The 10,054-nt window shown below is 71.5% G+C and carries 12 protein-coding genes and 1 pseudogene; 11 read left to right on the top strand and 2 right to left on the bottom strand.

Features of this window, described 5'->3' with window-relative positions:
• Positions 1-201 (top strand): annotated as a pseudogene (locus tag C569_RS34675) (hypothetical protein); the annotation flags it as partial.
• Between the two features lie 62 nt (positions 202-263).
• Positions 264-1,355 (top strand): EAL domain-containing protein, encoded by a 1,092-nt coding sequence (locus tag C569_RS31545; protein WP_018789223.1) that lies wholly within the window; start codon positions 264-266, stop codon positions 1,353-1,355.
• A gap of 101 nt (positions 1,356-1,456) precedes the next feature.
• Here the strand turns inward: C569_RS31545 and C569_RS0129075 are convergent, their stop codons facing one another.
• Positions 1,457-2,668 carry a benzoate/H(+) symporter BenE family transporter gene (locus tag C569_RS0129075; protein WP_018789222.1) on the bottom strand — a complete coding sequence of 404 codons (1,212 nt, stop codon included), beginning with the start codon at positions 2,666-2,668 and terminating at the stop codon, positions 1,457-1,459.
• A 57-nt stretch (positions 2,669-2,725) separates the two neighbouring features.
• On the opposite strand from C569_RS0129075, the gene C569_RS0129070 reads away from it, so the two are divergent.
• The 5 genes from C569_RS0129070 to C569_RS0129050 all read left to right on the top strand — a co-directional run bounded on the left by C569_RS0129070 (position 2,726) and on the right by C569_RS0129050 (position 6,996).
• On the top strand, positions 2,726-3,289 hold the full coding sequence (locus C569_RS0129070; protein WP_018789221.1) for a helix-turn-helix domain-containing protein: 564 nt from the start codon (positions 2,726-2,728) through the stop codon (positions 3,287-3,289).
• 93 nt (positions 3,290-3,382) lie between these two features.
• On the top strand, positions 3,383-4,102 hold the full coding sequence (locus tag C569_RS0129065; RefSeq protein WP_018789220.1) for a PP2C family serine/threonine-protein phosphatase: 720 nt from the start codon (positions 3,383-3,385) through the stop codon (positions 4,100-4,102).
• Positions 4,103-4,154: 52 nt separating this feature from the next.
• A complete protein-coding gene (eis, locus tag C569_RS0129060) occupies positions 4,155-5,354 on the top strand; it encodes an enhanced intracellular survival protein Eis (RefSeq protein WP_018789219.1) in 1,200 nt (399 codons plus the stop codon).
• Between the two features lie 259 nt (positions 5,355-5,613).
• The gene (locus C569_RS34670; protein ID WP_018789218.1) at positions 5,614-5,790 is read left to right on the top strand and encodes a hypothetical protein; all 177 of its coding nucleotides are present in this window, start codon (positions 5,614-5,616) and stop codon (positions 5,788-5,790) included.
• Positions 5,791-5,847: 57 nt separating this feature from the next.
• Positions 5,848-6,996: a hypothetical protein gene (locus C569_RS0129050; protein WP_081636075.1), complete on the top strand. Its 1,149-nt coding sequence runs from the start codon at positions 5,848-5,850 to the stop codon at positions 6,994-6,996.
• A 185-nt stretch (positions 6,997-7,181) separates the two neighbouring features.
• On the opposite strand, the gene C569_RS0129045 is transcribed toward C569_RS0129050, so the two are convergent.
• A complete protein-coding gene (locus C569_RS0129045; protein WP_018789216.1) occupies positions 7,182-8,264 on the bottom strand; it encodes an NAD-dependent epimerase/dehydratase family protein in 1,083 nt (360 codons plus the stop codon).
• A gap of 356 nt (positions 8,265-8,620) precedes the next feature.
• Here C569_RS0129045 and C569_RS0129040 point away from each other — a divergent pair, with 356 nt between their 5' ends.
• From C569_RS0129040 to C569_RS0129025, 4 genes are all read left to right on the top strand, one after another.
• Complete coding sequence (locus C569_RS0129040; RefSeq protein ID WP_018789215.1) at positions 8,621-8,875, top strand: type II toxin-antitoxin system Phd/YefM family antitoxin; 255 nt, start codon at positions 8,621-8,623, stop codon at positions 8,873-8,875.
• The gene (locus tag C569_RS0129035; RefSeq protein ID WP_018789214.1) at positions 8,872-9,246 is read left to right on the top strand and encodes a type II toxin-antitoxin system VapC family toxin; all 375 of its coding nucleotides are present in this window, start codon (positions 8,872-8,874) and stop codon (positions 9,244-9,246) included. The genes C569_RS0129040 and C569_RS0129035 overlap by 4 nt, the downstream gene beginning before the upstream one ends.
• Positions 9,247-9,589: 343 nt before the next feature.
• On the top strand, positions 9,590-9,874 hold the full coding sequence (locus tag C569_RS0129030; RefSeq protein WP_018787151.1) for a type II toxin-antitoxin system Phd/YefM family antitoxin: 285 nt from the start codon (positions 9,590-9,592) through the stop codon (positions 9,872-9,874).
• Positions 9,871-10,054, top strand: a 184-nt coding sequence (locus tag C569_RS0129025; RefSeq protein ID WP_026268309.1) for a Txe/YoeB family addiction module toxin, incomplete at its 3' end; no start/stop codon positions are given. The genes C569_RS0129030 and C569_RS0129025, both read left to right, overlap by 4 nt.

Below are 10,054 nucleotides of genomic sequence, written 5' to 3'. Positions count from 1 at the left end.
TTACACACCCCCGCTGACATCCACCACGGCCGCCACCACCAGGTCCGCGCCGGTCGTGAGGACACCCTCGCCACGGCCCGCGCCGCGCATCCGGAACGGTTCGGCACCAGCCGGCCCCTGCCCAAGATCCTTGACCTGCCCGAGCAGGTCTGGATCAACCAGCCCGACCAGGAAGATCAGCCTCAACTGCAAGCCGCCTAACTAACTCCCGTTGGCCTCAATCCCTTGACACGTTCCGCCTGCGCACAGTCGTCGGGCATGACGTGACCAGCGGCCTGGTGAGCTCCGGCTCGTGGGGCTTACTACTTGCCCGACAGGAACAAGCGGGGGCGGCTGAAAGCCTGGCTGCGCGGATCGTCGACAAGTTCCGGAATCATCTCTTCAGCGTCCGCCAGAAGCCACTGCGGCTCAACATCTCAGCCGGTGTGGTCCATTTCGGCAGCGACATCCCGGACACCGGCTTCGACCTTCTCATCGACGGCGAGCACGCGGCCCGCGACGCACGCCGGAGCGCGACCGACGTCAAGGTCCTGGAGCATCCGGCCGCCGAGAGGGAGCGTACGGAGCGCTGCCGTTCGCGGATTCTCGGCGCTGTCTCGACGAACCGTTTCGCCCTGTACGCCCAGCCCATCATCGATCTCGCACTCAACCAGGTCGCCCGTCACGAGATTCTGCTGCGGATACGGAGTGACACCGGCGAACCGGTCGCGCCGTGGGCCTTCCTCGACATGGCCGAGCGTGTGGGTGAGATCCTGTCCGTCGACAAATGGGTCATCGATCATGCTCTGGAACTGATCGGCCGCGGAGCTCAGACCTCCCACTATCAAGTGAACGTCTCCGGAAGATCGCTCGCCGACCCGGGTCTACTCACCTTCGTGACCGAGGCGATCAATCGGCACAGCGTCAAGCCGGAGTGCCTGACATTCGAAATCACCGAGACCGCGCTGATCGAGAATCGGAACGAGGCCCTGACCTTCGCCACGGGAATCAGGGAAATCGGGTGCCACCTCGCGCTCGACGACTTCGGCACCGGCTACGGCGCTCTCGCTCAACTGAAGTACCTGCCGGTGGACCTCGTCAAAATCGACGGAGCGTTCATCGTCGACCTCTGCCGATCCCCGGCGGACCAGGCTGTGGTGTCGGCGCTTGTCGAACTGTGTCACACGCTCGGCATCCGTGTCGCCGCCGAGTACGTCCAGGACAAGGAGACGATGGACCTTCTGCACGCGGCCGAGGTCGACTTCGCTCAGGGCTACCACATCGGGCGGCCGGCACCGATCACAGTGAGTCAGGAGAATGTTCAGACGGTCGAACTCGAACTGCGGTTTCCGCCTCAGCAGACAGCGATGGGCTGAGCAACCGGGTGGGTGAGGCACAAAGGGCCCGCGTGAGAGCGGGCCCTGAGGCGGTTGCGGGATCCCTCGCGGGCCTCCTGCGTACGTCACGCTGACAGTTGTCACCCTGAGCGGGCGGGAACCGACGGGGCGGGCTCCGGCTCGGCCGGCTCGACCGGCGGAGGTGCGGTCCGGCGGCGGAACAGCAGCAGCATCAGCCAGCCCGCGACCAGTCCCCAGAACGCGCCACCCACCCCGAGCAGGCTCACCCCGGAGGCGGTGACCACGAACGTGACCACCGCCGCCTCCCGCGCGTCCGGCTGGGCGACCGCCGCCGTGACGGCTCCGGCGAGCGCACCGAGCAGGGCGAGCCCGGCGACGGCCTCGACGAGCACCGGTGGGGAGAGCAGCACCAGGGCGGTCGCCACGCCGGCGCCCAGGCCGAGCAGGGCCAGGCCGATCCCGGCGGTGACGGAGGCGATCCAGCGCCGCTCCGGGTCCGGGTGGGCGTCCGGGCCGGCGGCCAGCGCGGCGGTGATCGCGGCCAGGTTCACCGCGTGCCCGCCCGCCGGGGCGCCGAGGGCGGTGGCGAGCCCGGTCACCCGTAGCGCCGAGCCCAGCGGGGCCCGGTAGCCGTACCCGGCGAGCACCGCGGTGCCGGGTACGTTCTGCGCGGCCATGGTGACCAGGAACAGCGGCAGCGCGAGCCCGACGACGGCGGGCAGCGTCCAGGCCGGCGCGGTGAGCGCGACGACCGGTGCGGCGTCCAGCCGGGCCGGCCCGGAGGTGGTCAGCGCGATCGCGACCACCGCCACGGCGAGCGCTCCCGGTACCGCCCAGCGGCGGGCGAACCGGTGCAGCAGCAGCCACACCAGCACCACCGGCGCGGCCAGCCGGGGCACCTCGACCAGGGCGCGTACCGGTGCCGTACACAGCGGCAGCAGCACTCCGGCGAGCATGGCGGAGGCGATCGGCGCGGGGATCGCGGCGACCGCGCGGCCGAGCGCGGGGATCAGCCCGGCCGCGATGATCAGCAGCCCGGCGAGCAGGAAGGCGCCGACCGCCGCGGGCCAGCCGCCGGCGACGGGTCCGGTGGCCACGAGCAGCGCCGCGCCCGGCGTGGACCAGGCGATCGACAGCGGCAGCCGGTGCCGCAGGCCGAGCCAGAGCGCGCAGGCACCGCTGGCGACGCAGAGCGCGAGCAGACCCGAGGCGGCCTGGTCCGGGTCGGCGCCGACCGCGCGCAGCCCGGCGAGGACGACCGTGAACGAGCTGGCGAAGCCGACCAGGGCGGTCACCACGCCGGCCAGGACGGGTTGGAGCCGACCGCCCATGCTCTCCTCCTCCGACCGTTCCGTTTACGGAACGGCACGGTGTAGCACGATAGCCCCATGACAGCCGCCGCACCAGCCGACGACCGGGGCGCCCGGGAGGTCGGCCGGCGCATCCGCTCGCTCCGCACCGAACGGGGCATCTCCCTGTCCGAACTGGCCCGCCTCGCGGGCGTCGGCAAGGCCACGCTCTCCGGCCTGGAGAACGGCGTGCGCAATCCCCGGCTGGAGACCCTGTACGCGATCACCGCGCAGCTCGGCGTACCGCTGACCGCCGTGCTCTCCGCGCCCGGCGAGGCGCCGACCGTACGCGGGACGGCGGTCGGAGCCACGCTGCTGGAGGTGTTCGACGACCGGGAGGCGACCTACGAGCTGTACCGGATGCGGGTCGACCCGGGCCCGGCGCAGCTCTCCCCCGCCCACTCCAGCGGCGTGACCGAACACGTGACGGTCTTCTCCGGCGTGCTGCGCGCCGGGCCGGTCGACGCCCCGCTGACCGCCGGTCCCGGTGGCTACCTGCGGTGGACCTCCGACGTGCCGCACACGTACGCGGCGGTGGGCGAGGAGGAGGTCCACGCGAGCCTCCTGCTGCGCTATCCTCGTCCGTCCACACCGGACACCTGACGCATACCCAGGATGCAAGCAGATGACATTTCTTTCAGCAGACCCGCCACCGCGTAGAGACGCGGAGCCGTTCTTCTTGGCAAGCTTGTCCTCATGACGCTCATCCTCCGCTCGGCCATCCTCAACGACGTCGGCCTCGTCCGGACCAACAACGAGGACTCCGCCCTCGCCGGTGACCGCCTCGTGGCGGTGGCCGACGGCATGGGCGGCCTCCCCGCCGGCGAGGTGGCCAGCGAGATCGTCATCCGGATCCTGGACGAGCTGACGCCGCCCACCGGCGCCGACGAGGCGGCCGACGCGCTGCGCGCCGTCGTGAGCACCGCGAACCAGCGCATCCGCGCGGCCATCACGGTGGACCCGGCCCGCGACGGCATGGGTACGACCCTCACCGCCGCCCTGCTCGCCGGGGACACCCTGGTGCTGGCCCAGGTCGGCGACTCCCGCTGCTATCTGCTGCGCGACCACGAGCTGACCCAGCTCACCCGCGACGACACGTTCGTGCAGGCGCTCGTCGACCAGGGCGCGCTCTCCCGCGACCAGGCCCGGCACCACCCGCAGCGCTCGCTCGTCACCCGCGCGGTGCAGGGCTCCGACGCGCCGCCCGCCGTCGGCGCACTCACCGTCTTCCCCGGCGACCGGCTGCTGCTGTGCAGCGACGGCCTCTCCGACTACGTGGAGGACGCCGCCATCGCGGCGGCGCTCGCCACCTACGGGGACCGCCAGCAGTGCGGCGAACAACTTGTGAAACTGGCCCACCAGGCCGGCGCGCCGGACAACGTGACAGTGGTCATCTCGGACATCACCGAGGCGTGAGCGGGTGCCCGTTCCGGTTGCGGACCGCGCCCGGTGCGGTTGGGATGAACGGATGCGCATCCGCCGGCTGGCCGCCGATGAACGACTGAACACCAGCTTCCCGCTCCAGGCGTACGCGTTCGAGGCCTCGCCGATGGACGCCTCCCGGACCGACCAGTTCCGCGCATACCTGCCGTACAACGCCGGGAACACGACGCTCGTGGCCGAGGAGAACGGGGTCACCGCGGCGGCCGCGTCGGCGATCCCGATGCGGCAGAACCTGCGCGGCGCGGTGCTGCCGATGGCCGGTGTCGCGGGCGTGGCCACCCATCCGCTGGCCCGCCGTCGCGGCCACGTCCGCACGCTGATGCAGCAGCTCCTCGACGGCATGCGCGACGAGGGCCACCAGCTCACCGCGCTGCACCCGTTCCGCGCCTCGTTTTACGAGCGCTTCGGCTACATCGGGCTGCCCCGGCGGCGTACCGCGATCTTCAACCCGGCGGACCTGGCGCCGCTGCTGCGGGCCGACCTGCCCGACGAGCTGGTCTGGGAGCGGATCGGTGCGGGCTACCCGAGGTGGCGCGCGTACACGGAGCGGTGCCTGCGCGAGCGGCACGGCTTCGCGGTCTTCCCGGACTTCCGGGCGGTCGGCCTGCGCGACCGGGACGACCGCTGGCTGCTCAGCGTGGTGCGCGGCGGCGAGACCGTCGGCGCGGTGACCTACCGCATCGACGACCATGCCGGCACGCTGTTCGCCGACGATCTGCTGGCCGACGACGCGTACGCCCGCGCGTCGGTGCTCCAGTTCTTCGCCCGGCACGTCGACCAGGTGGCCCGGATCAGCGTCCAGGTGACCCCCGACGAGCTGCCCGAGCTGTGGCTCACCGACCTCGACGTGCAGGTCGAGGCGCGGGTGTCCCGTCCCGACCCGACCGCGCCGATGGCCCGGCTGCTCAGCCTGGACGCGCTCGCCGACCAGCCGGTCGGGGTCGGCCGGGTGCTGGTCGAGATGGTCGGTGACCGGTGGCTCGCGGGCCGCCACCTGCTCGACGGCACCACCGGCAAGCTGGCGGTGCTGCCCGCGCAGACCGCCGCCGAGGGCAGCGTGCCGGCCGCGCGGCTCACGGCCGCCGGGCTGTCCGCCCTGGCGTACGGGGTGCTCGACCCGGCCGAGGTGGTCGTCCGCGGGTTGGGTGAGGTGCCGGTGGACGCGGCGGTCGAGCTGCGCCGCCTCTTCCCCCGTGAGCTGCCACACCTGTTCGCCGACTTCTGACCCGGTTGGCGGGGCACGTCCGGGGGGAGGGTCCAGCGCGTGCCGGAGTGGCTGGAGGCGGGATTCTGGGGCCTGCTCGCCGGACCGGCCCTGCTGATCGGGGCGGCCGTCGGGTTCTTCGTGCGCGTACCGCGCCGGGTGACCGCCTCGGTGATGGCGTTCGGGGCGGGCGTGCTGCTGTCCGCCGTCTCGTTCGAGCTGGTCGACGAGGCGCACGAGCAGGGCGATCACCGCGCTCGCCGCGGGCTCGATCCTCGCGATGATCACGGACACCATGGTCCCGGAGGCGTTCACCGACGCGTATCTGCTGGTCGGGCTGATCACCGTGCTCGGTTTCCTGGTCGCGTTCGCGCTCTCGCACGCCCGACCGTCGGCTCGGCACCGCAGCGCCACCTGCCGCCGCCCGGCCGCGGGCACCGGCTTAGCGGCGGGTTAAGGATCGTCTGCGGAGTCGTGCCGGGGCGGCCGGTCCTCCTAGCATCGGGCGGTGCGCGTGAAGTCGGCTGTCAATCTCCTCGTCCTCGCCCTGGCGACTGCGACGCTCCCCGCCTGCGGCGGCGATGATCCGGCCCCGGCCCCCGCCCCGGCCGCCGCGACACCGTCTGCGCCGGTCGCCGCCCCGTCGGCCGCCCCGAGCGGGCGGGCCGGTCTCGGCAGCGCCCGGCCGAGCCCCAGCGCGGCCACCGTCGCGTTCCGCGCCGGTAACCCGGACGGCCGGGCCGCCGTGCCGGTCGAGGCGCGGGCCGTGGACACGTCGCGCCCGACCCGTACCGTCGGCAGCGGCACCCCGGCGAGCTGCACCTCGGAGGCGGTGGTGAAGGCCGTCGCGGCCGGCGGCGTCATCACGTTCGACTGCGGGCCCGCGCCGGTGACCATCACCATGAAGGCCACCGCCAAGGTGGTGAACTCACACGGCCCGCGCGTCGTGCTGGACGGCGGCGGCACTGTCACGCTGAGCGGCGGCGGCAAGCGCCGCGTCCTCTACATGAACACCTGCGACCAGGCGCAGGGCTGGACCACCTCGCACTGCCAGAACCAGGACCACCCACGCCTCACCGTGCAGAACCTGACGTTCACCGACGGGGACGCCACTGGTGATCGCGCCGAGGGCGGCGGAGGCGGCGCGATCTTCGTACGCGGCGGACGGTTCGCCGTGATCAACTCACGGTTCGTCGACAACCGCTGCGACCGTACCGGGCCGGACCTCGGGGGCGCCGCGCTGCGCGTGCTCAGCCAGTTCGAGAACAAACCCGTGTACGTCGTGAGCAGCACCTTCACCGGCGGGGTGTGCGCCAACGGCGGGGCACTGAGCAGCATCGGCGTCTCCTGGACGGTGCTGAACAGCGTCTTCCGGGACAACCACGCGGTCGGCACCGGCGCGAACCCGGCCCGGGGCGGCACGCCCGGTGGCGGCAGCGGCGGCGCGATCTACTGCGACGGCAACGAGTTCGCGGTACGCATCGCCGGCACGGTGATCGAGGACAACAGCGCGAACGAGGGCGGCGGTGCGATCTTCTTCGTCAGCAACAACCGCACCGGCACCCTGAAGATCGACAGCAGCACGCTGCGGCGCAACCCCAGCCGAGGCTTCGAGACGAAGGGCCACCCCGGCATCTTCTTCCTGGGCGCCCAGATCTCCTGATCCGTCCCGTCCCCGCACCCTCGCGCCCACCGCTCGGCTCGACGATCAAGGGGTTCGTGTCCTAGTTGATCTCTGCGCGCGACACAAACTCCTTGATCAACGGGGCGAGGTAGGGGAGGGCGGGGTGGGTGGCGGGCGGGGTGGGTTGCGGGCGGGGTGGGTGGCGGGCGGGCGAAGGGCGCGGGTCAGTAGGGGTTGGGGTGGCCGGGGAGGTGGCCTCTGGCCAGGGCCGCGGGGCGGCCGGGCAGCGCCGGGTCCGGGGACAGCGGCGGGGCGTCGGTGCCGGCCCGGGTGGCCATGCCGGCGAACAGCTCCTTCAGTGCGGTCACCGTGTCGATGCTCGGACTCCAGCCGAGTTCGGTCTCGGCACGATGGCTGGACATCAACGGCACGTTAAGCGCCAGGTCGACCCAGCCGGTGTCGACCGGTTGCAGCCGCGCCCGCCAGGTCAGCGCCGCCGCGGCGCGCAGCACCGGCGTCGCCACCGGCACCGTCCAGCCGTGGAAGTGCCGGGCCACCAACTCCGGCGTCAGCACCGGGTCGGCCGCCACGTTGAAGGCGCCGCTCGCCTCCCCGACGACCGCCCGGGCGTACGCGTCCGCGACGTCGTCGGCGTGCACCGCCTGCATCCGGAGCCGCTTGTTCGACGGCACCAGCGGAATCCGGCCGTACCGCAGCAGGCGCACCGGCACCAGCGGGCCGAGGAAGTAGCGGCTGATCTCCGTACCGGCCTCCCGCTGGAAGATCAGTCCCGGCCGCAGCCGTACCACTCGCAGGTTCGGGTGCTCCCGCTGCACGCCGTCGAGCAGCGCCTCCACCTCCGCCTTGTCCCGGCTGTACGACGACGTCTCCACACCGGTCGCCGGCCAGTTCTCGCTGACCGGGTGGTTCTTCGGGCCGGGCGCGTAGGTGCCGACCGACGAGGCGTACACCAGGGCCGGGACGCCGACCCGGACGGCGGCCTCGATCACGGCGCGGCTGCCGCCGACGTTGGTCCGGTAGAGCGTGCGGCGGTCGTGGCTGGGCTGGATCTGCCAGGCCAGGTGCACCACCGCCCGCGCCCCGGCGAAGATCCGCACGAGCTGGTCGGCGGCCGCCGGCGCGCCGATGTCGCAGGAGTGCCACTCCACGTCGTCGTACGGTTCACCGGCGTCCGGTCCGGGCAGCCGGCGGGCCACGCCGACCAGTTCCGTGCCCGCCTCCCGCCGCAGCCGCCGCAGCACTGCCGTCCCCACGTTGCCGGTCGCCCCCACGATCACGATGCGCATGACAGGTGCGGTACCCGCTGAACCGGGCAGCAACCGCTCACGGACGGGGGTTCGTCCGCACCAGCCCTTCTCCCGGTCACGGCGACCGGCGGTGGCGACAACCCCCGGGGTACGCGGACGCAGCGCGTACTCCCGTGGTGGTAGCCCGGTCGACGGCTCCGGGGCGACGCAGTGGACCGGAGGTACCACCATGCGAACCACACCGCCACCATCCCTGGTGATCCACTAACCCTGACTTCTCCCAGGGCGCAGAGTCGGACGGCGTCTGGCGACCCCGGCCCCAACCAACCAGGGCCGCTGACGCACGCGGCCAAGCAGGCTAAACTAATCGCTTAGCTAAGCGAGGAGGTTGTCCCATGCCGGCTGAGGCCGTGCACTACAACATGCATGATGCCAAGACCCACCTGTCGCGCATCATCGAACGGGTGGAACACGGCGAGGAGATCATCATCGACCGGGCGGGCACCCCCGTAGCAAAGGTCGTACCGCTGGTCCGACGGGCCAACCGCACCGCCGTCGGTTCCCTCGCCGGCCAACTGGACCTCTCCGGCGACTGGGACTCGACACAGACCAACGCCGAGATCGCCGACGACTTCGGCATCGGCGCATGAACCTGCTGCTGGACACCCACGTCGCGCTCTGGGCCATCACCGGCGACCCAACCCTCGGCACCGAGTTGCTCGACCGACTACGCCACGACCCGGACATCTTCCTCTCCCCGGTCACCCTGTGGGAGATCACCATCAAACAGAGCACCGGGAAACTCGCCGGACCCCCTGACCTTGCAGAGCGGGTAAGAGACATGGGCTTCCAGGAACTCCCGGTGACCCACGCCCACGCCATCACCGCCGGCCGCCTGCCATCACATCACCGCGACCCCTTCGACCGCATGCTGGTGGCACAGGCAATCACCGAAGGGCTGACCCTCGCCTCCCGCGACGCGTCGATAGCGCTGTACGACGTGGACGTCCTCAAGGTGTGATCGGGCAGCTCGGTCCACGCCAGATACCCGCGAGAGGTCCAGGCCCCACTCGCCACAGGCCGCCCGCCCATTCCGAGCGACGCCGGCTACCAACCCCGGCGCAAGCCCCTGGGCGGGCCGGTAACTTCGCGGGTCTTCGCCCCCTCCGTCTGGGTATGCGGTTCGGTGGGCCGGAGGTACCACCATGCGAACCACCTCGCCACGATCACCGGTGATCCGCTGCCGCTACGCCCGCGCCGCTCCTGAGCCTGATCGACAGTTCAGGGCCAGACGTCGGACCATGTGACGAGGAGCCTCGGCAGACTTGTACAATTTGTTGTACGTAACGTTTGGAGGCGGCAGCATGCGCACCGTTCCCTACTCAGAGGTCCGGCAGAACCTGGCCAAGATGCTCGACCATGTCGTGGACGACGCCGAGGAAGTGGTGGTCACCCGTTCCGGCCGGGAGGCCGCGGTCATCATCTCGCTGCGCGAGTACGAGTCGTTGAAGGAGACGGCCTACCTGATGGCCAGCCCCGCCAACGCCCGCCGTCTGAATGAAGCCGTCGAAGAGCTGCGTAACGGGGGTGGGGAGATGCACGACCTGATCGACCCCGACGCCAGTTCAGGCGAGGCATCGGCAGCGTGAAGGTCCAGTTCGCCGGCCGAGGCTGGGAAGACTATCTGACCTGGCAACGAGATCGCCAGATGCTCAAACGAGTGAACGCCTTGATCGAGGACATCCGACGCAACGGCCACCAGGGCATCGGCAAACCGGAGCAGCTCCGCGGAAACTGGGCGGGATTCTGGTCGAGACGCATCGACCAGG

This window comes from Micromonospora sp. CNB394 (assembly GCF_000374985.1).
Classification (GTDB): domain Bacteria; phylum Actinomycetota; class Actinomycetes; order Mycobacteriales; family Micromonosporaceae; genus Micromonospora; species Micromonospora marina.
Note: the sequence above shows the minus strand (reverse complement) of the source record. Positions and strands in the feature narration are given on the sequence as shown.

Coding starts and splice junctions, on each gene's coding strand:
- C569_RS0129075 (WP_018789222.1), bottom strand. CDS start 2,668: ATGGGCGGTCGGCTCCAACCCGTCCTGGCCGGCGTGGTGACCGCCCTG.
- C569_RS0129070 (WP_018789221.1), top strand. CDS start 2,726: ATGACAGCCGCCGCACCAGCCGACGACCGGGGCGCCCGGGAGGTCGGC.
- C569_RS0129065 (WP_018789220.1), top strand. CDS start 3,383: ATGACGCTCATCCTCCGCTCGGCCATCCTCAACGACGTCGGCCTCGTC.
- eis (WP_018789219.1), top strand. CDS start 4,155: ATGCGCATCCGCCGGCTGGCCGCCGATGAACGACTGAACACCAGCTTC.
- C569_RS34670 (WP_018789218.1), top strand. CDS start 5,614: ATGATCACGGACACCATGGTCCCGGAGGCGTTCACCGACGCGTATCTG.
- C569_RS0129045 (WP_018789216.1), bottom strand. CDS start 8,264: ATGCGCATCGTGATCGTGGGGGCGACCGGCAACGTGGGGACGGCAGTG.
- C569_RS0129040 (WP_018789215.1), top strand. CDS start 8,621: ATGCCGGCTGAGGCCGTGCACTACAACATGCATGATGCCAAGACCCAC.
- C569_RS0129035 (WP_018789214.1), top strand. CDS start 8,872: ATGAACCTGCTGCTGGACACCCACGTCGCGCTCTGGGCCATCACCGGC.
- C569_RS0129030 (WP_018787151.1), top strand. CDS start 9,590: ATGCGCACCGTTCCCTACTCAGAGGTCCGGCAGAACCTGGCCAAGATG.